At 59.8% G+C, this 18,789-nt stretch carries 17 protein-coding genes and 1 pseudogene; 7 read left to right on the forward strand and 11 right to left on the reverse strand.

Annotated elements, in window-relative coordinates:
- Position 1: 1 nt before the first annotated feature.
- Both metF and K3180_RS01630 read right to left on the reverse strand, forming a co-directional pair.
- Positions 2 to 922 carry a methylenetetrahydrofolate reductase gene (gene metF / locus K3180_RS01625; protein ID WP_221537903.1) on the reverse strand — a complete coding sequence of 307 codons (921 nt, stop codon included), beginning with the start codon at positions 920 to 922 and terminating at the stop codon, positions 2 to 4.
- The gene (locus tag K3180_RS01630) at positions 919 to 1,890 is read right to left on the reverse strand and encodes an ArsR/SmtB family transcription factor (protein ID WP_221537904.1); all 972 of its coding nucleotides are present in this window, start codon (positions 1,888 to 1,890) and stop codon (positions 919 to 921) included. Before K3180_RS01630 ends, metF begins: the two co-directional genes overlap by 4 nt.
- A gap of 291 nt (positions 1,891 to 2,181) precedes the next feature.
- Between K3180_RS01630 and K3180_RS01635 the strand changes: the two genes are divergently transcribed.
- Positions 2,182 to 4,221: a glycoside hydrolase family 3 C-terminal domain-containing protein gene (locus tag K3180_RS01635; protein WP_221537905.1), complete on the forward strand. Its 2,040-nt coding sequence runs from the start codon at positions 2,182 to 2,184 to the stop codon at positions 4,219 to 4,221.
- A 116-nt stretch (positions 4,222 to 4,337) separates the two neighbouring features.
- On the opposite strand, the gene K3180_RS01640 is transcribed toward K3180_RS01635, so the two are convergent.
- From K3180_RS01640 to K3180_RS01660, 5 genes are all read right to left on the reverse strand, one after another.
- Positions 4,338 to 5,762, reverse strand: coding sequence for an aldehyde dehydrogenase family protein (locus K3180_RS01640; RefSeq protein WP_221537906.1), 1,425 nt, complete (start codon positions 5,760 to 5,762; stop codon positions 4,338 to 4,340).
- A gap of 123 nt (positions 5,763 to 5,885) precedes the next feature.
- On the reverse strand, positions 5,886 to 6,008 hold the full coding sequence (locus K3180_RS01645) for a DUF2474 domain-containing protein (protein ID WP_221537907.1): 123 nt from the start codon (positions 6,006 to 6,008) through the stop codon (positions 5,886 to 5,888).
- Positions 6,008 to 7,015: a cytochrome d ubiquinol oxidase subunit II gene (gene cydB, locus K3180_RS01650; RefSeq protein ID WP_221537908.1), complete on the reverse strand. Its 1,008-nt coding sequence runs from the start codon at positions 7,013 to 7,015 to the stop codon at positions 6,008 to 6,010. The genes K3180_RS01645 and cydB overlap by 1 nt, the downstream gene beginning before the upstream one ends.
- On the reverse strand, positions 7,005 to 8,462 hold the full coding sequence (locus K3180_RS01655; protein WP_221537909.1) for a cytochrome ubiquinol oxidase subunit I: 1,458 nt from the start codon (positions 8,460 to 8,462) through the stop codon (positions 7,005 to 7,007). The genes cydB and K3180_RS01655 overlap by 11 nt, the downstream gene beginning before the upstream one ends.
- 273 nt (positions 8,463 to 8,735) lie before the next feature.
- Positions 8,736 to 9,473, reverse strand: coding sequence for a substrate-binding domain-containing protein (locus K3180_RS01660; protein WP_221538065.1), 738 nt, complete (start codon positions 9,471 to 9,473; stop codon positions 8,736 to 8,738).
- On the opposite strand from K3180_RS01660, the gene K3180_RS13015 reads away from it, so the two are divergent.
- From K3180_RS13015 to K3180_RS01680, 4 genes are all read left to right on the forward strand, one after another.
- On the forward strand, positions 9,459 to 9,797 hold the full coding sequence (locus K3180_RS13015; protein WP_221538066.1) for a GGDEF domain-containing protein: 339 nt from the start codon (positions 9,459 to 9,461) through the stop codon (positions 9,795 to 9,797). The two genes, K3180_RS01660 and K3180_RS13015, sit on opposite strands and share 15 nt — an antisense overlap.
- Positions 9,798 to 10,314: 517 nt before the next feature.
- A complete protein-coding gene (locus K3180_RS01670) occupies positions 10,315 to 12,372 on the forward strand; it encodes an ATP-binding protein (protein ID WP_221537910.1) in 2,058 nt (685 codons plus the stop codon).
- The gene (locus K3180_RS01675; RefSeq protein ID WP_221537911.1) at positions 12,369 to 12,731 is read left to right on the forward strand and encodes a response regulator; all 363 of its coding nucleotides are present in this window, start codon (positions 12,369 to 12,371) and stop codon (positions 12,729 to 12,731) included. The genes K3180_RS01670 and K3180_RS01675 overlap by 4 nt, the downstream gene beginning before the upstream one ends.
- The gene (locus tag K3180_RS01680; RefSeq protein WP_221537912.1) at positions 12,728 to 13,003 is read left to right on the forward strand and encodes an Hpt domain-containing protein; all 276 of its coding nucleotides are present in this window, start codon (positions 12,728 to 12,730) and stop codon (positions 13,001 to 13,003) included. The genes K3180_RS01675 and K3180_RS01680 overlap by 4 nt, the downstream gene beginning before the upstream one ends.
- Here the strand turns inward: K3180_RS01680 and K3180_RS01685 are convergent.
- From K3180_RS01685 to K3180_RS01700, 4 genes are read right to left on the reverse strand one after another with little or no spacing between them, the layout of a single operon-like run.
- Positions 13,000 to 14,436, reverse strand: coding sequence for a glycosyltransferase family 2 protein (locus K3180_RS01685; RefSeq protein ID WP_221537913.1), 1,437 nt, complete (start codon positions 14,434 to 14,436; stop codon positions 13,000 to 13,002). The genes K3180_RS01680 and K3180_RS01685 overlap by 4 nt on opposite strands.
- Complete coding sequence (locus tag K3180_RS01690; RefSeq protein ID WP_221537914.1) at positions 14,433 to 15,404, reverse strand: HEAT repeat domain-containing protein; 972 nt, start codon at positions 15,402 to 15,404, stop codon at positions 14,433 to 14,435. Before K3180_RS01690 ends, K3180_RS01685 begins: the two co-directional genes overlap by 4 nt.
- Before the next feature lie 50 nt (positions 15,405 to 15,454).
- Entirely contained in the window at positions 15,455 to 16,420 is a 966-nt protein-coding gene (locus K3180_RS01695; RefSeq protein ID WP_221537915.1) for a YaiO family outer membrane beta-barrel protein, read from the reverse strand.
- A 41-nt stretch (positions 16,421 to 16,461) separates the two neighbouring features.
- Entirely contained in the window at positions 16,462 to 16,830 is a 369-nt protein-coding gene (locus K3180_RS01700; RefSeq protein WP_221537916.1) for a response regulator transcription factor, read from the reverse strand.
- A 228-nt stretch (positions 16,831 to 17,058) separates the two neighbouring features.
- Here K3180_RS01700 and K3180_RS01705 point away from each other — a divergent pair.
- Both K3180_RS01705 and K3180_RS01710 read left to right on the forward strand, forming a co-directional pair.
- Positions 17,059 to 17,479 (forward strand): annotated as a pseudogene (locus K3180_RS01705) (tyrosine-type recombinase/integrase); the annotation flags it as partial.
- Between the two features lie 254 nt (positions 17,480 to 17,733).
- Complete coding sequence (locus K3180_RS01710; RefSeq protein ID WP_221537917.1) at positions 17,734 to 18,501, forward strand: sulfite exporter TauE/SafE family protein; 768 nt, start codon at positions 17,734 to 17,736, stop codon at positions 18,499 to 18,501.
- Positions 18,502 to 18,789 lie beyond the last annotated feature (288 nt).

An 18,789-nucleotide genomic window follows, 5' to 3' on the forward strand; every position in this document is an offset into this window, starting at 1 on the left:
TTTACGCTTTCGGTCGCAGGCCGAGCATGTGGCAGATCGCATAGCTCAGCTCGGCGCGGTTGAGGGTGTAGAAGTGGAACTGCCGTACGCCGCCCGCATAGAGACGGCGGCACATTTCGGCGGCGATGGTGGCGCTGACGAGCTGGCGGGCCTCGGGTCTCTCATCCAGACCGTCGAACAGGCCTCCCATCCACTCGGGAATGGCCGTGCCGCAGAGGCCGGACATACGCTGGACCGCCGCGAAACTCAGGACCGGCATGATACCAGGGACGATCTCGCCCTCGATCCCGGCAGCAGCCGCCTTGTCGCGAAAGTCGAAGAAGCATTCCGGCTCGAAAAAGAACTGGGTAATCGCGCGTGTCGCACCCGCATCGAACTTGCACTTGAGATTATCGAGGTCTGCCTGCCGGTCCGACGAGTCCGGATGCACCTCGGGATAGGCGGCGACCGAGATTTCGAAATCGGCGATCTTCTTCAGTCCGGCAATCAGGTCGGCGGCATTTTCATAACCACCGGGATGCGGAGCATAGCCTTTTGAGCCGCTGGGGGCATCGCCGCGCAGGGCAACGATATGGCGCACGCCTTCCTGCCAATATTCCCGGGCCACCTGATCGACTTCCTCGCGGGTCGCGTCGACACATGTTAGGTGAGCTGCGGCGGGAATTGCCGTTTCGTTCACGATGCGCCGAACCGCCTGATGGGTGCGCTCGCGCGTCGAACCGCCTGCTCCGTAAGTCACCGAGAGAAAGCGCGGATCCAAAGGGGCGAGCGTCTGGACACTCTGCCACAGCGTCTCGCCCATCTTCTCCGTTTTCGGCGGGAAGAATTCGAAACTGACCTCGATATCGCCGGGCAAACCGGAGAAAAGCGGTCTTTCCAGTGCCCGCTGCGCTTCGCGCATCTGGTCGAGAGTGGGGCTCATCCAACTGTCCTTTCCGAACCGCGCCGGCGGTTGCACACCCAGATCTTTACGCCGATCTCACCATCGTCGAGCGAGATCGGCTCTCGCGGTTCGAAGCCCGCATCATCGAGTAGTTCATGCATATGGCCGTCGGCGAAGCCGAGCCGGGCATGGGCGTGCTTCTCACGAAGCTCCTCCCGCTGGTGAGCGGCGAAATCGACGATCGCAATTCGCCCGCCTGCCCGGGTCACCCTCGCCGCCTCGCACAGAGCGGCTGCCGGACTGGTCGCAAAATGCAGCACCTGGTGGAACAGGACGGTGTCGAAACTGTCGGGCGCAAAGGGCAGGCTTGCGAAGTCCCCCTGCATAACCTCGACGCGGGCGGCAGGGAGATGTTGCAGCTTGGCGCGGGCCAGCCGCAGCATGGCAAGGCTCTTGTCGAGAGCGACGATGTGATCTGCCTTGTCGGCGAAGAGTTCGGCCATCCGTCCCGTACCGGTTCCGATATCAAGAAGGCGGCCCAGCGCCCTTTCCTCGAGCGCTTCGGCGAGCGCTGCTTCGACCAGTTCATCGGAAGAGTGCAGGCGCCGCAATTCATCCCAGTCATGGGCATGATCGGCGAAATACTCCTGCGCTTGGGCCTCGCGAGATGCACGGATTTCCGCCAACCTGCGGCGGTCGCTTTCGCATTGCTCACCAAAGTCGCTGTCGAATGCCTCGATCCGGGAAAGAAAGCGCCCAAGGTCGGCCCGGATAGTTGAAGCATCCTCATCGTCGCTCTTTGCGCGCAGAAAAATCCAGCTCCCCTCGCGTCGACGCTCGGCAAGCCCCGCATCGCACAGGATACCGACATGGCGTGAAACGCGCGGTTGGCTTTGCCCGAGGACCTGAGCAATTTCTCCCACCGCCAGCTCCATCGAGCCGAGCAGCCGCATGATCCGCAGGCGCGTCGGGTCCGCAAGGGCACGAAAGATGGTTTCAGTCCGCATCTCGCCCGACATATAAAGATATTTTTATGTCCGTAAACGATGGAAGGCAAAGCATTGCTTGCCCCGATGCGAACTGCGGTTTGGCGGCCTCGCTTACCGGATATTCACCATTTCCCCTCATCTTCGTGACTCGCTTGTGATGATCCCGCGCCTCGGCGGTCATCCACCACGCGTGTCGCCGTAGGACGAACATCTGAGTCGGTCACAGCTAGATGGAGGCAACGTGCGCAGTCGAAGTCGGACATTTCTCCTCCAGTCACCCGTACGCCTTGCACCGCGAGCGAATATCGGATGATCCAGGCAATCACCGATACGGAGTGTCAAAGGCTGATAGCCGATCTGCTGGCATACATGTCTCCAAAGGAAAAGGCGGGCCAGTTGGCAATGCGATCGGCCCCGCTCCCCGGGGACCGCGGTGAAAGGGAGCGTCTCGCCGCTGATATTCGCAAGGGCATGATCGGATCGATCAAGGGAATCCGCGACCGCGAACAGGCCGATTATTTCCAGAATATCGCCCAGACGGAGTCGCGTCTCGGTATACCCCTGCTTTTCCCGGCAAGAACCGGGACTGGGATCGACACGATATTCCCCACTGCGCTCGCTGCAAGCTCAAGCTGGGATATGAAGGCTATCGAGACTTCGGAGGCCGTTATCGCGCAGGAGGCCGAGCGACGCGGCATAAACTGGGCATTCGGTCCCGAGATCGTTCTATCCGATGAGCGTCGAGCACCTTCGGATTCGTGTGGCCAGGACACGCATCTTGCCGCACGCATAGCCGCTGCTCGTATCCGTGGGCTGCAGCAGACGGACGCAAGCGGCGCGTTCGCCTTGCTATCTTGTCTGGATTTGTCCGGCATTATCGCAAGCTATCGACAGGACGACAAACGCACGGGGCCGACTGGAGCGCTCGATATTACGCTCGCCGCCATTACGGAGGCAAATGTCGGAGCTATTGCTATCGATGAGCTGGGCGGTGAAGTCCAACATGCGGTAGATACAGCATTTCGGTTCCTTAAAGGGCCCGGGGGCTTCGACGGAATATGGCTTTCCGAATGGGACGATCTGGCGCGCGATTTGACGGGTTCCGGGGTGACCGGCTTGTGCGACGGCATATCGGCGGATTTGCTGGCAACTGCTATCGATCAAGGGCGGATTTCAGCAGAGCGCCTGGATTCTTTGGTCGCACGCGTACTGCGCGCAAAATTCCGTCTTGGCCTGCTTAGGGCCGCCTTGTCGTCCAGCCAGGCCCCGCAGACGAATGATTTGCCGACACCGATCCACAATCGGGAAGCCGCGCTTGAACTGGCAAGGCGTTCCCCCGTGCTTTTGCGCAACGAACCGCAATTGCTACCGCTGGGAATAGATTCTGGCGACGTCCTTCTGGTGGGTCCCGCCGCCTCCGATCGATCCGCGCCTCTCGCCGGACGGGCAGGCATCGCAGCGAGCATTATCGATGGCTTGGAACAGCTCGGAGTGCCGCATCGCTATGTATCGGGCCTTGCGTTGCGCGACGGCGGAGCGGGGCCTGGAGACATGATCGCCGCCGACAGTATGGCGATCGGAATGGCTATCGAGGCTGCGAAGCGGGCGGGAACGGTCGTACTGGTTCTCGCCGGCACCGATAAGGGTGAACTCGGAGAAGCGAACGAGCAGTTATTGTACGCGCTTTCCGCCGCCAATCCGCGCCTGGCGTTGGTCACCATGGGACCGCGGCCAATCGATCCACGGATTTCGGGAAAATCCCTCCCCTGCATCCTGCATGCCGGCCAGCTGGGAACAATGAGCGGCCACGCCATCGCGGAGTTGCTGGCCGGTGAAACTTCTCCGTCAGGGAAATTGTCGCTGGAGATATGCACGCCCGATGGGTCTACATTGCTGCCCTTTGGCCACGGCCTGACCTATGCCGATTTCGCCCTGACCGAATTCTCGATCGAATTGGGGCGGGACACTATCTTCGCCATCGCGCAGCTGCACAATGCAGGCAATTGCGAAGGGACCGAAACCGTACAGCTCTACATCGCGCGCCGGACGGCGGACGGCGAAACGCGGTCTCGGCGAATGCCTCTCGTCGATTTCCAACGTATCCGTCTCCGGCCGGGCGAACGGGAAACCCTCACCTTCGAGATCGGTCGCGAGGCGCTGGGATCGCATCAACCGGATGGCAGCTTTCGTATCGAGGCCGGAACCTTCGATGCCTTTCTCGGCCTGAGCAGTGAACGGGGAATTGGCGGCGAGATCACCCTTTCGGAGCAGATGGCGCGCACCATGACGGTGCAAGGCGTACACCCCACTCCGACGATAGGTTCGTTCGGCACCCGCAGGCGGGCCTAGCGCCGCCAATCATCGCGCACCCCAAACAGTGCGAAGTTGCCCGCCGGAGACATGGTCGATCACGCCTCACTGGCGCATCAGGGCGCCTTCGCTCACACCTGTATGGGGAGGGAAGATCAGACCCTGGCGTCGCGCTTTACCGTGATGACCTGAGGATAGGTAAATTCCTTCAGGCCATCGATCCCGTACTCCGCGCCGAAGCCCGACTGCTTGTGTCCACCGAACGGCGCCAGCGGGGAAATGTGAAGGAATTCGTTGATCCACACTGTCCCGGTTTCGAGCTGTTCGGCAATTTCCACGCCCTTATCGGTATCCTTGGTCCAGACTGCACCAGCCAGCCCATATTCCGAATTGTTCGCCCGCTCGATGGCTTCTTCCACAGAGGCGAACTTCATCAGCGGCATAACTGGTCCGAACTGTTCTTCTGCCACGATGCGCGCATCTTCGGGCGGATTGTCGAGGATGGTGATCGGCACGTAGTATCCCGTGCCCGAGGGATCGACATCACCGCCGGTCAGGAATTCATAGCCCTTGTCCTTGGCATCCTGAATCAGTTCGCAGACGCGATCGAACTGCTTCTTGTTCTGGATCGGGCCGACGCCTGTGCCCTGCTGCGATCCATCACCGACGACAACGCCCTTGGCGTATTCGGCAATGGCCTTTGAAAGATCATCATAGATGTCTTCGTGGATGTAGATGCGCTTGGCTGCGACGCATATCTGCCCGGCATTGGAAAAGCTCGACCAGAAAAGCTGTTCGGCCACCTTCTCGACATCGGCATCGGGCAGCACGATCGAGGCATCGTTACCGCCCAGTTCCAGCGTGATCCGCTTCAGATCGCCCGCGGCGCCTTCCATGATCTTCTTGCCCGTCGCCGTGGAGCCGGTGAAGGTGATCTTGTCGATATCGGGATGCTCGGTAATGAGCGGACCGAGTTCGTCGGGGCCGGTGATGATATTGACCGTTCCGGCCGGGACCACGTCCTTGATCAATTCTGCAATGCGCAAGGTGGTAAGCGGCGTGAAAGGCGATGGCTTCAGCACGATGGTGCAACCCGAAATCAGTGCGGGCACGATTTTCTGGATCGCCATCATGACGGGGAAATTCCACGGCACGATGCCGCCGACGACGCCAACCGGCACGCGGCGCGTACGGCTGAGGCGTGTGTCGTCATCCTGGTTGATCACATCGTCGAGCGTGAGCGTCGATTGCGCCGCCGCTAGTCCGGCAGCGCCGTAAATCTCCTGCTGCGCCTGAGCATGCGGCTTCCCCTGCTCGGTGGTCAGCAGGCGGAACAGCTCGTCGGCATTATCCTTGATCACGCCGGCGATGCCCTGCACGACCTTCTGGCGCTCTTCCGCGCTGGTCTTGCGCCAGGTCTTGAATGCGCGCCGGGCGGCAGAGACTGCGCGGTCGAGTTCGTCCTTGCCGCAAGCAGGCGCGAGACCCACGACCTGCTCGTTAGCTGGATTCACGACTTCGAAAGTCTGTCCGGCAGTAACCATCTCGCCGTCTATCAAATTGGCATAGGTCTTCGTCATGGGTCTCTCCTCAATATGCAGATTCGGTTGCGGAGAGAAACGTAATGGCTCGCAGCGGAATCACAAACTCCAATCAACATGCGAAGCATCGAAGCCTGACCGGTGGCTATTGAATCGCGTCAGTCAGAGCCCGAGCCATGTCCGGATCAGCAGCGCCACCACACCAAGGACGGCGACACTGGCGAGCCAGATGACGGCCATCCAACCCAGCCTTTGCCAGAGAGGTTTTTCTTCGGGACGCGTCATCAATGATAGCCCTCGTCCGCGACCTTGCCGCGGAAAACCCAATAGGCCCATGCCGTATAGGCGATGATCAGCGGCATGGTGATCGCAACTCCGATCAGCATGAAAACCTGGCTACGCTCGGGCGCAGCGGCATCCCAGATAGTAACGGACGGAGGTACGACGTTCGGCCACATCGTAACGCCGAGCCCTGCCATGCCGAAGAAAAAGAGGGCAAGGCTCAACCAGAAGGGCTTGCTATGCCGTTCGACCGACAGAGCGCGCAGCAATGCCAGCGCGATGATGCCGGTCAGGATCGGCACGGGGACTGCAAAGTAGATCTCCGGTTCGGTTAGCCAACGTTCGGCATACTCCGGGCGCAGGCCGAGATTGTAGAGGCTGACGGCGCCCATCAGGATGAAGGTCGTCCAGGCAGCGCGCTTGGCGAGTTTGCGCGCGTGGTTCTGGCTCTCCCCTTCCAGTTTCCATACCAGCCATGTCGCACCCAGCAGCGCATAGCCCGCGACCGTGCCGAAGCCGGTCAGCAGGGTGTAAGGCGTGAACCAGTCGAACCAGCTTCCCGCATAGGAGCGATCGACGACTTCGATACCCTGCAGCAATGCGCCCAGAGTCATTCCCTGCGCCATCGCGGCGACCAGGCTTCCACCGGTAAAGGCCGCATCCCAGTATCGCCGGTGGCCGGGATCACGCCACCGGTATTCGAACGCCACGCCGCGAAAGACGAGGCCGAGCAACATGGCGATGATCAGCGGATAGGTGGCGGGAAGGATGACTGCGTAGGCCAGTGGGAAAGCCGCGAACAGGCCTCCCCCACCCAGCACCAGCCACGTCTCGTTTCCGTCCCAGACCGGCGCGATCGAATTCATCGCACGGTCGCGTTCCGGTCCCACCTCGAAAGTCGGGAAGAGTATGCCGATGCCGAGATCGAAGCCGTCCATCACGACATAGGCAAACACGGCAAAGGCGATGATGAACGCCCAGATGGTCGTCAGGTCCACGTTAACGGCCATCGGTCGCCTCCTGGTGATCACGCGGCAGGGTGTCGGAATCTTCACCCGGGTTCTGCGTCGGCCCCGGCGTGATGCCGGCCGTACGGATCGGCCCCTTGTCGCCGCGCTTCACGCCGTACTCGCCCGTGTGCGGCGGCTTGTGCATCAGGTGAAGGATGTACCAGACGCCCGCGCCGAACACGGCGAAATAGACGACGACGAAGGCGAGCAGCGAGGCACCCACAGCAGGAGCATCGAGCGGGCTTGCTGCATCAGCCGTTCGTAACAAATTGTAGATGACATAGGGCTGTCGGCCGACCTCGGTAGTGATCCAGCCTGCGAGGACTGCAACAAAGCCGCTCGGCGCCATGACCAGTGCCGCCTTGTGCAATATGCGCCAATCATAGAGCTTCTTGCGATACCGCGCGAACAGGCTCCATAATCCCATTCCCAGCATGGCGAAGCCGATGCCGACCATGATCCGGAACGACCAGAAGACGATGCCGACGGGCGGTTCTTCATCGTCGGGTATCGTGTCCAGCCCGGCCAGCGGAGCATTCAGGTCGTGCTTGAGAATGAGCGAGGAAGCCTTCGGAATCTCCAACGCGTAATCCACACGCTTCTCTTCGCTGTTCGGAATTCCGAACAGGATCAGCGGCGCACCATCAGGGTGGCTGTCGAAATGCCCCTCCATCGCCATGACTTTCTGCGGCTGATGCTCGAGCGTATTCAGGCCGTGCATGTCTCCCGCGAATATCTGGATCGGAGCGACGATCGCCGCCATCCACATCGCCATCGAGAACATCTTGCGCGCATGGAGGTTGGCGCGATCCTTCAGCAGGTGCCATGCACCGACCCCGCCTACCACGAAGGCAGTGGTGAGATAGGCAGCGATGACCGTGTGGACGAGGCGATAGGGGAAGCTCGGATTGAACACGATATTCCACCAGCTGTCGCCGGGCAGAAACTGGCCGTTCGCTCCGATTTCATAGCCCACCGGCGTCTGCATCCAGCTGTTGACCGACAGTATCCAGAACGCGCTGATAAAGGTCCCCACCGCAACCATCAGCGTAGCTGCGAAGTGCAGCTTCCTGCCAACCTTGTTCATGCCGAACAGCATGACCCCCAGGAAACCTGCCTCGAGGAAGAAGGCGGTCAGCACCTCGTACGCCATGAGCGGGCCGATAACCGGCCCGGCAATATCCGAGAATTTCGACCAGTTGGTGCCGAACTGGTAACTCATCACGATGCCCGAGACGACGCCCATCGCGAAAGTGATCGCGAAAATCTTCAGCCAGTATTTGAACAGGTCGAGATAAAGCTGCCTGCCAGTCTTGAGCCACAGCCCCTCAAGCACCGCGAGATAGCTGGCCAGCCCGATTGAGAAAGCCGGAAAGATAAAATGGAAGCTGACCGTAAAGGCGAACTGAATGCGGGCCAGCAGCAGGGCGTCGAGCTGTTCGAACATGTGTCGGCTATAACCCAAATTGAAAGATCGCGCATTGCGAACAGTCGAACTGGTATTCGCTTTGATGCATCTTGATGCATCCACCTAGGAATGGCTCTCGATGCCGAAAAGCAAGCATCGTCGCAACAGGCAGATGGGTCGGCCTTCCGGTCATCCGTTTTAATGGGACCAAAGCGAATTCAAGATGAATGTGAATTGCCCATATCCATTCGCGAAGCACCGCTTACCGCAATCTGGACCGCCGTCAGGCGCGTAACCTGATTTATCGCAAGCTTATGGCGGCGGAGCAGTGGATCCGCGCACTATCAGCTTATGAGGATGATTGACGAGGCGCGCGTAAGACGATGAGTTTTCCGGGTCACCTTTCGAATCTGCCTCAAGCGAGGAAATGAGACGGTCGGTAGCGTCCCATGACATTTGCAACACCGGCTGACGGATAGTGGTCAGCTGGGGCCAAGCGGTACGCGCGACTTCTGAATCATCGAAGCCGGCAACAGAAACTTCCCCAGGTACGGACAAACCGCAGTCGCGTACCGCCGCCATGGCAGCCACGGCCATATCGTCATTCTGCGCTAGGATTGCTGTCGGTTGAGGAGTGCGGCGCAGAAGTTCTGCCGCTAAGGAGTGACCGACGTCATACGTGAAATCGCCCGTTACGATCAAATTGTCGTCGATTGCCACCCCTGCTTCGGCAAAGGCGCGGCGATAGCCTTCCATGCGGGCGGCGCTCGCTGCGTGCGAAGGATCACCCATTATTATGCCGATACGTCGATGCCCAAGTGCCAGAAGGTGGGAAGCGACGGCTTGACCGGCCGCGACCTCATCCATCGCCAATACGATTCCTTGATTCATATTCCGGTGAGGCGTGATCCGGGCGTAAGGTAACTTACGTTTGTCTAGCATCTCCAGAATATCGTCCTGATCGCAAGCAGGAGGGGCGAGCACGACGCCGTCGAGCCCGGCTCGTAAAAGCAGGCGGCCGAACTCGGCCGGACGATTTCTGCCGGGGATGCGTGTCTAGCCGCTTTCGGAGAGCGGCTAAGAAATGCGTTTCCCGAAGCGCAACTCATTTCGCGGATCGGCGGCGATGAATTCGCAGTGTTGCTTCCGTCTGGCAAAACGCGGCGCGATACGGAGATGGAAGTGGGAATGCGCATCGGTAGCCTGCGGAGCCCAATACTTTACAACGGCGATTTATTGCCAATTGACATGTCGGTTGGATTGGCCTTCGTTTCGAAAGACACTGAGTTGAACCCCAAACTCTTGTTCGAAGCGGCCGACAGGGCGCTTTACGACGCCAAGAGAAATACCTCGAAATTTCTTGTCTGCTCATGACGCTTAGTGATCGATAGGGAGCCAGGGCAGGTACTCTATCAATCACTCTCTGAACTACGCAAAGACCGCTTGAAGGCCGCAGAACTGCGGGATTCAGGGGCGAGGCGTCTGGTTTAGGTGAGCTTGGTCAGACTAGGTGGCGGTGCTGTCAGTCGCATCGCTACTTTTCTCAGATGAAGTCCGCTTTGCGCCCCCATAGCGGCCATCCGCATGGTCTCGAATGTCGCCCGAAAGCTGCCGTTGGTTCATGCTAGAGCGATAGTAGCTAGGCATCCTTATCTCAGACATTCCCTCTCAACTCCTTAGCTCCTCGGACACGCAGATAAAATTCGTGTCGCGCTAGGACCATAATTAGACACTGGCGAAACGGTTCAGCGATATTCAACTATTTTGCCCTAATTCTTGGATCTTAGGCTACCTGTGGCGTCGTATGTCCCCTTTCCGTCCTGTCTCTTCCAGTCTACGCCGATTCCTACTCGCCTTGGCGTTCTTTCTCGTGCCTCTCTCGCTTCTAGGGGTGCACTTCGTCCTGCTGGGCGAGTTCGAGGAAGTGCGCGATTACCGCGTCACGTCCGAACGGACCGTCGAGACCCGTTCTCTGCTTTCCCAATTCCTGACCTTGCACCTCGATGTGGAAACAGCGGTCCGCGGCTACGTACTATCGGGTGACCCGGATTTCCTCGAACCTTACAGTGCCGCAATTCCCAGGCGAGACTCCCTGTTTGCAAGGCTGCGGGCAGATGCCGACGCCGCCCGACTTGCCCAACTGAATGAATTGCTGGCGCTGTCGGACACCAAGCTGGAGATAGCTGCTCGCAACGTGGAGGACGTGCGCAGCGGCAATATCGAAGAAGCGCGACAGTTGATTGCAAGTGGACGAGGACGTGTGACGATGGACGAGATTCGTTCACTCGTCGCCAGGATGGATGCCGAGGAGGCGAATGCACTCGCGGTATCGACCGAAGCGGGCTCTATCCTGCGCCGCGATGTCGAAAGAACCGTCACACTGCTACTGGTCGGTATTGCCGTTCTGCTAGCGATTGCCTCGCTGCTAATCTTCTCATCTTCTCGAGAACGCCGAAAGGCCATGACGCAAGTGGAGCGATTGGCGAAGCGGCAGAAGGCTATGTTCGATGGCGGCGTGGATGGCATGCTGTGGCTCGATGCTCAGGGAAACATCCTGCGGATGAACCCGAGCATCAGCCGCATGTTCGGCTATGCCGAGAAGGACCTGCTAGGTCGCAACAATCTTGTACTGCTGGATACCGACTACTCCCCATCTGAGTCGCAAGCGTGGCTTTCGACGGTTGGCACCGCCGGAGAGAATGGTGCCGGCCGTAAGCAGGAATTCATCGGTCGCCGTGCGGACGGCACGACATTCGAGACCGAAGTTGCCATCAGCCGCGTTGCCAGCGGTCTCGAGGAAGAGGGGGAGCCACAATACGTCGCCTCGATCCGCGATATTTCTCATCGGAAGCGAGCCGAGCGAATGAAGGACGAGTTCGTCTCCACCGTCAGCCATGAACTGCGCACGCCGCTGACCTCCATCGCCGGATCGCTTGGCCTGGTGATGGGCGGCGCTGCGGGTCCACTGGAGGAGAAAACGCGCCGATTAATCGGCATCGCCCATGCCAACTGTGAACGCCTGATCCGCCTTATCAACGACATCTTGGACATCGAGAAGATCGAATCCGGCAAGATGGAGTTCGATATCCGGCGGATGCAGGTGGCCCCGCTGCTGCGCCGTACCCAAGACGCAATGGCTGCCTTCGCACAGAAGCACGATGTGGAGCTTGAGCTTACGGTGCCGCCTTGGCCGCAATGCATCATGGGGGATCCTGACCGTCTCGAGCAGCTGGTCACAAACCTCATTTCCAATGCCATCAAACATTCGCCCCCTGGCGAAAAGGTGGAGATTGTCGGCGATATGCACAGTCGTTACGCGCGCATCGAAGTGCGAGATAGGGGCGCCGGTATTCCGGATGATTTCCGAGACCGCATCTTCGGCAAGTTCGCCATGGCAGACGCCTCCAATTCGCGAGCGAAGGGAGGCACTGGCCTAGGCCTTTCGATCGTGCGCGAGATCGCGCGGCACCATGGAGGAGAGGTGAGCTTCGTTGACCGCGACGGTGGTGGCAGCGTCTTCTATGCCGATATTCCCCTCGCCCAGGAACAGCACCTGGGGGCCGCGCCTGAGACCGACGAGAACCTGCCACTTGTGCTGCATCTGGATGATGACGACGATACGCTGACTGTCGTCGCCAGCACGTTTGCTGGCAAGGCACGGGTCATCTCCGTCCAAAGTGTTGCCGATGCCCGCGCCGCGATTGCTTCCCAGGATTTGGTGGCGGCGATTATCGATGTCTCTCTGGGTGAAGAGAGCGGCGCCGATTTCGCCAGGGAACTGCGTGAGAAGTTCCCCGCGTTGCCCTTGTTGTTCTTCACGGCGTTCGACGAGAGTGCCCAAACCGGCGTTGCTGACAGGGCTTTGATCAAGAGCCGCGCCTCGGTTGACGACCTTGTCGAAGCAACGCTCGATCTCGTCATCAGGCACCGGCAGGAGGCCCAGCGATGAATATCCTTTATGTCGACGATGAACCCGACATTCGCGAGATCGCCGAGATGGCGCTGGAGCTCGACCCCCAGTTTCATGTGCAAACCGCGGCGTCGGGTTCGGCAGCGCTGGCGCTGATCGAGGAGTGGATGCCCGATGTGGCGCTGCTCGATGTGATGATGCCGGAGATGGACGGGCCGACCTTGCTGACACACCTCAGGCAGGACGCTCGCTTTGCCAACCTGCCAGTAATTTTTGTGACCGCGCGGGCCCAGCGCAGCGAATTGCAGAACTTTTCCACGATGGATGCCGTAGGCGTCATCGCCAAGCCCTTCGACCCGATGACGCTTTCGTCGAAGGTTCGCGAACTGATCGGATGAGCGCAGAATTGGAAATCAAGATGGCGCAAATGGCTGTGCGCTTTGCGGCTCGTGCCGGCGAACACGAGGCTGCGTTGCGAGCCGCAATTGCCGCCGACGACCGGGAAGCAATCGCCAGCCAGACGCACAGACTGGCGGGTATCGCGGGAATGTTCGGGCAGCCACAGATCGGCGAAGCCGCTGCAGAGCTTGAAGACATTTTCGAGGCCAATGGAGACTACCTCGCCGCGGCAGAGCGGCTATCAGCCTTGCTCCGCGATCTGCAAAATTAGGTTGCCGAGAAACCCTTGCGGGTCATCGTTCCCCAGCTTTGCTGCTTGCGAATGAATTGCCACCAGCCCTGGAGACGCCAGAGATTCGAGAGCTGGCGGTAGCCAAAGTTCTCCAGCACTGCGATGACCGCCAGCACGGCCAATTCGCGTGCCTTCGGAAAGCGGCGCAGCTGTATCTCCTCCAGCACAAGCGTTGCGATCGAGAGAGATACGCCGAACATGAAAGTTACCGCGAGGAAGGCGAGCAACCAGGGCAGCGCCAGCAGTCCAAGAGCCCAGAGCAGTGGCACGAGAATATAGCCCAGCACTTCCAACAACGGCCCGAGAACGTCAACGAGGAGGATATGACCGAAGCCGACGATGCCGATCCGGCCGTAGCGCGGATTGAACAGCATGTCCTTGTGCTTGACGAAGCATTCAAGCGCACCACGTTGCCACCGGGCGCGTTGACGCCCAAGCACGGACAGCGTGTCGGGACATTCGGTCCAGCAAACCGGTTCAGCAATGAAATTGATGCGGTAATCTCGCTTCGCTTCGCGCATCAGGCGATGGAGCTTGAGCACCAGTTCCATATCCTCGCCCACCGTGCCGTGGCTGTAGCCTCCGACCTCGACAACCTGACGGCGGCGGAACAGGCCAAAAGCGCCCGAAATGACCGTGAGCGCCTGCATCTTGCCAAGACCGACCCGCGCCATGAGGAAGGCGCGAAGGTATTCCACGATTTGCACCAGGGCGAGAAAGTTGCGGGGTAGCTTGATATCGCTGATGCGCCCGGAATCGACCTTGCAACCGTTGGCAATACGGATCGTGCCTCCCGCCGCTATGGTGAGGTCAGGCTCATCGATGAAGGGGCGGACAACCCGCAGCAAGGCGTCGGACTCCAGAATTGAGTCTGCGTCGATGGCGCAGAACAGCGCGGTGCGGGTGCAATTTATCCCTGCATTCAGGGCATCGGCTTTGCCGCCGTTTTCCTTGTCCACCACCAGCAGGCGGGGCAGACGCGGCGACGCGTAGAAACCGCGGATTGGGGCGTGTTCGACGCTGCGATCGACGAACCGGTCCACCTGCTCCAGCCCAAATTCGGATACCAGGCGGGCAAGCGTGCCATCCTTCGAGCCGTCGTTGATCACGATCACTTCGAAATCGGGATATTGCAGAGCCAGCAGGCTGCGCGTGCTTTCCACGATAGTGAGTTCTTCGTTGAAGGCAGGAGCCAGTACCGAAATGGCTGGAGCCTGCTCGGAATAACGCCGCCATAGCGTTGCACTGCGTGGCACCGGCGGCCGCGTTCCGAGTGCCGCCCCTGCATAGAGCAGCAGCACAAAGTAGAAGACGATCTGCAGCAGACCCGCAACGATCACCACCAGAGCAATGGCCTCGGCCGAGGCGACCATCCACGCGGCAGGATCGGGAATGGCGAAATCGAAAGTCATGCGCGACCCTCTGCCAGCATCTTCGAAGCAGCCGAACGCACGACCGGGTCCTCGCTCCGGCTGGCATCTCGAAGAACGGACACGCCGCGCGCACCTATGCGCAGCAAGGCCTCGCTGGCGCGGTAGCGCACCCAATAATGGGGATCATTGAGTAGTGCGGACAAGCGATCCGCGGCGGCCACAAGCCGTGTGTTGCCCACCGCTTCGGCTGCGGCAGCGCGCACTGCCCAGTTGTCGCTCAATAGTCCTTCCATAATGGCTTCCGCCCCCGCAGGATGACCGGTGCGGCCCAGGGCCCTGAAGATGCGGGGTTGCAAATCTGGCTCGTTGCCGGAGTCGCGGGCCATGTGCGCTAGCAGCGGAGCATATTCGCCGCCGCGCTGCGAAAGGGCATCCATCGCTGCAACCTTGATCCGATAGGACAGGTCTTTCTCGAACAAGAGGCCAGCTACAGCTTCTGAATCCGTTTCGGCAAGATCGACCATCAACGAAACGAGGAGCAGGGAATTTTCCTCCGCTCCCACGTTCAGCTTGTTTACGATATCGAGTGGTGCCGGTGCGTTTGCGTGCTGGGCCAAAGCCAGGGCGGCAGTGAGCCTGACATCGGGATTGCGGTCGTCCAGCGCGCCGGTCACATGGTCATGCGAACCCTCGAACATCGAAAGCGCCTCGACCGCGTTGAGGCGTGATTGGGCCTTACGCGAGCGCAGCTGGACAATCAGCAGATCCGTCACACCAAGCGCCGTTGCGCGGGCAAGCAGGGCTTCGCGCTCGCTGCCCCGCGTCATCTCTGCGATCTCGACCGTCAGGTCGGCAGCCGTCTGGAGTTCGCGCTTTCCGAGCGGTTCCAGTTCGGCGGGATCGCCGTCAAGCAGCAGTGGCAAGAGGCGCCGTCGCGACGCGCTCGTGCGGTCGAACAAGCGCGCAGATAGCACCCGCGCCAGCAGCAGCAGCAGCAGCGCGGCCATGGCTAGCAGGCAAAGCGCGAGAGAAACCTCCCAAAGATCACGCAGCGTCGTCACAGCGAGAGCTTGACCCCGATCCGCCCCTCGGTGCGGTCGAACCCATCCTCTCGCCACTCTTGCGCGATACTGCCGGTGAGCGAGATATCCTGCGTAAGTGGCAGTTCTCCCCCTGCGAAGATGCTGGTGGTATCGCGGACCACACCGAGATCGGTGTCCGGTCCGGTCGCCGCACCGATAAACAGGCGGGTACGGGCGATTGGCATATAGTCTGCACGCAAGGTGCCACCGATCTGGACGTCTTCACCATCGGCCGCGACGACGCGACCGCGCAGCGACGCAGCGAAGCGACCGCCGCCGAAATATTGGGTAATGCCGGGCCTCACGGTCCAGACCTCTTGCACGGGATAGCTTTGCCAACTGCCATCGAGACTGGCGACGGTGCCGGAAGCGATCCTGACATCGAAGCCTGCCGAGATGCCGGTGGCCGGGCGGAAATCCGCATTCGGGGTAACCGATGCTCCGGCCCTTAGCCACAGGTTTTCTGTCGCCCTGCGGGTGGCGAGTACACCAAGCTCCACGTCTTCTGTACCAAAGCGCCGATACCAGGTCCCGCCAAAGTCGAGAGTAGTGCGGGTGCCGATCGGGAGGGAGGCGAGCATGCCAAGCTCCTGCCAATCACCCTGTCCATTGCCGGGATTGCTCAAGGCCCCTTCGACGAGAAGGAAGCCGCGACCCGCAGCGCGTTCGGTCTCCCGGCGCTCCGCGACGAGCGCCAGGCCCTGCGCAGCGTCGGCGTATTCCGGAGCTTGTCGGAGAACTTTCCGGAAAGCGAATTCCGCCTCTTCGAGCTTGCCCAGAGCCAGGAGAGCGTAACCGTACTGCACGAGCGCATCGACATCGTCGGGATTTTCCGCAAGCCGTTCTTCGAGAAGAGACGCCGCGAGCGCCGGATCGTCCGCCAGTCGCGCAGTAACAGCGCGGTCGTAGAGGGTGTCCTGAGCGAATGCCGAGGCGTTCATTACGGAGACGAGCAACATCCCCGCCAACAGTATGCGCAAAGTCACTTATCCTTCAGCAGGCGCGCCAGACGGGCGAGCAATTCTTCGGGCATGAAAGGCTTTACGAGATAGTCGTTGGCACCGATCTCCAGCGCCTCGACAATGTCCTTCTCGCCCCGCCGAGCGGTCAGCATGATTACCGGCGTATCTGCATGTTGGGATGAAGCGCGCATGCGCCTTAGCACCTCGAACCCATCGTGCACCGGCATCATGGCATCAAGGACCACCGCATCGGGCGATGAATCCTCGAGACGAGCAAGCGCTTCGCGACCGTCAGCAGCAGTGACCGGGTGATAATCCCGCTGGGCCAAGCGGAATTCCAGAAGCTCCCTCATCAGGGGTTCGTCGTCGGCGACTAGTATCGTGTTCATGGCAGCCTAGATAGAAAAATCCCTCGAATGCGATACCGTCCACATGGTTAATTCTGCCCTAACACGACGAGTTTGTGGAGAGTTACGACGGAGCTTCAGTTTTTCTGGGATAATTCACGGCATTCCATCCCGCAATGTCCGCAATTGGTTGCTAGCTAAAGGTCAGCTTTCGAGCCCGGATCGAAAAAAGCGGACAGTCCGCAAGCGGCCCCAGAGGCGAGATCTGAGGGCGATGTGGTTGCGGGTGTTGAGATCCGCAATCGAACAACCGTCATTCAGCAGAATACCAATTGGCCGGTGCAGTTCGAACTGTCCGCGATGTGCGTGCCACTTTGCTAGCGTGGCTGGAACGTCGAGGCGGCTCAATTAGCGATTATCTGTTTCCAAGCCGGATCGACCGCGCGGGGCATATGAGCACGCGACAGTATGCACGCCTGGTAGACGTTGGGTCATTGCAATCGGACTTCGCAAAGCGGAATATGGGATGCATTCGTTGCGTCGGACGAAAGCAGCGAAGGTCTACCGCGCGACCGGGAACATCCGAGCTATTCAGATCCTGCTCGGCCACACGAAGATCGAAAACAGTGTGCGCTATTTGGGCGTCGACGTCGAAGACGCGTTGCTCTTGGCAGAGCGAACTGAAATCTAGCTTCTAGGTTGGCTAACATACGCTATGATCGACCGACATTGGGATGTTGCGGACACACTAATCTCGCGGGACTTATGGAGCACCTGCTAGTCCCCGCAATCTACGAATACCCGTCACTGTCGGCTGGCATTATCAGCCTCTCTATGAATCCATTTGTGTTGCGCGTGGCTTAAATCTATTTGGCGGTCACCCGATCTGCTCCGGCCGACATTGGCGCGTCCTTGGGCGTCTCGTGTCATTCATAGGTTTTCTCTATGTTCGATGCAATTGCGCCGCTCGTGGCAAGCCTGCTTCCCTTCATCCTGATCGGCTTTGCCGCGCAAATAATTGATGGTGCGCTTGGAATGGCATTCGGCGTGATCTCACAAACGCTCTTGATGAGCATCGGTGTGCCACCGGCCTCTGCTTCGGCAAGCGTTCACCTAGTCGAAGTCTTCACCACCGGTGCCTCCGGGACGAGCCACATCCTCCACCGCAACGTGGACTGGGGTCTTTTCCGCCGGCTGGTCCCATTCGGTATCGCTGGTGGTGTTGTCGGGGCCTACCTTCTGTCCAGTATCGACGCGTCAGTCGCGCGGCCTTTCGTAATGGCCTACCTTGCAGTAATTGGCGTGCTGTTGCTCTACCGCGCGATACGCTTAGGACAGCCTCGTTTCGAGGATCCCAAGACCACGCGGCCGCTGGCACTAATCGGCGGGTTCCTCGATGCGGCTGGAGGCGGCGGCTGGGGGCCGGTCGTCACGTCCAATTTATTGATCCAAGGTGGCGATCCGCGGCGGGTCGTTGGCACCGTCAACACCGCCGAGTTTCTGCTCGCCTTTTCCGTCTCAATCGCCTTTATCGTTTCGCTCGGGGTCGCTGCCTTCACGGTGGCAACGTTGGGACTTATCATCGGAGGCGTGCTCGCCGCTCCCCTCGGCGCGCTGCTAGTCAAGCGCATCCGCCCGCGTTTGTTGCTGGCCACAGTGGCAGTGGTGCTGATTGCGACCAGTCTCTATTCGATCGTTCAGGCGTTGGCCTGAAGCTTAGGTACGCAAACAGGCTTCCAGGGCGCCTCTCACCACCGGAAAATGGCCGCAACGGCGTCGTAAGCCAACTGTCTGATTCTCGCGTCGCTGAGGCCAAAAGCAGACAGGCCGCAATCGGCCCCATTTCAGTCATTCAGCGAGACTATCGCCCGAAGGCAGCTTTGGGGCCGCTAGCTGTCTGTCTGCTTTCGACCAAGTGCACCTAATAGCGGACCTTCTACAAAGGAAGCCAAACGGTCCGCTAGCTTCTTTGCCTCATCAAGTTACGATTACAGTAAGCGA

The organism is Qipengyuania huizhouensis, from assembly GCF_019711635.1.
In the GTDB taxonomy this organism is placed as follows: Bacteria; Pseudomonadota; Alphaproteobacteria; order Sphingomonadales; family Sphingomonadaceae; genus Qipengyuania; species Qipengyuania huizhouensis.

Excerpts from the sequence above, each read along its gene's own strand:
- metF (WP_221537903.1), bottom strand. The coding sequence starts at position 922 with ATGAGCCCCACTCTCGACCAGATGCGCGAAGCGCAGCGGGCACTGGAA.
- K3180_RS01630 (WP_221537904.1), bottom strand. The coding sequence starts at position 1,890 with ATGCGGACTGAAACCATCTTTCGTGCCCTTGCGGACCCGACGCGCCTG.
- K3180_RS01635 (WP_221537905.1), top strand. The coding sequence starts at position 2,182 with ATGATCCAGGCAATCACCGATACGGAGTGTCAAAGGCTGATAGCCGAT.
- K3180_RS01640 (WP_221537906.1), bottom strand. The coding sequence starts at position 5,762 with ATGACGAAGACCTATGCCAATTTGATAGACGGCGAGATGGTTACTGCC.
- K3180_RS01645 (WP_221537907.1), bottom strand. The coding sequence starts at position 6,008 with ATGACGCGTCCCGAAGAAAAACCTCTCTGGCAAAGGCTGGGTTGGATG.
- cydB (WP_221537908.1), bottom strand. The coding sequence starts at position 7,015 with ATGGCCGTTAACGTGGACCTGACGACCATCTGGGCGTTCATCATCGCC.
- K3180_RS01655 (WP_221537909.1), bottom strand. The coding sequence starts at position 8,462 with ATGTTCGAACAGCTCGACGCCCTGCTGCTGGCCCGCATTCAGTTCGCC.
- K3180_RS01675 (WP_221537911.1), top strand. The coding sequence starts at position 12,369 with ATGAATATCCTTTATGTCGACGATGAACCCGACATTCGCGAGATCGCC.
- K3180_RS01680 (WP_221537912.1), top strand. The coding sequence starts at position 12,728 with ATGAGCGCAGAATTGGAAATCAAGATGGCGCAAATGGCTGTGCGCTTT.
- K3180_RS01685 (WP_221537913.1), bottom strand. The coding sequence starts at position 14,436 with ATGACTTTCGATTTCGCCATTCCCGATCCTGCCGCGTGGATGGTCGCC.
- K3180_RS01690 (WP_221537914.1), bottom strand. The coding sequence starts at position 15,404 with ATGGCCGCGCTGCTGCTGCTGCTGCTGGCGCGGGTGCTATCTGCGCGC.
- K3180_RS01695 (WP_221537915.1), bottom strand. The coding sequence starts at position 16,420 with ATGAACGCCTCGGCATTCGCTCAGGACACCCTCTACGACCGCGCTGTT.
- K3180_RS01700 (WP_221537916.1), bottom strand. The coding sequence starts at position 16,830 with ATGAACACGATACTAGTCGCCGACGACGAACCCCTGATGAGGGAGCTT.
- K3180_RS01710 (WP_221537917.1), top strand. The coding sequence starts at position 17,734 with ATGTTCGATGCAATTGCGCCGCTCGTGGCAAGCCTGCTTCCCTTCATC.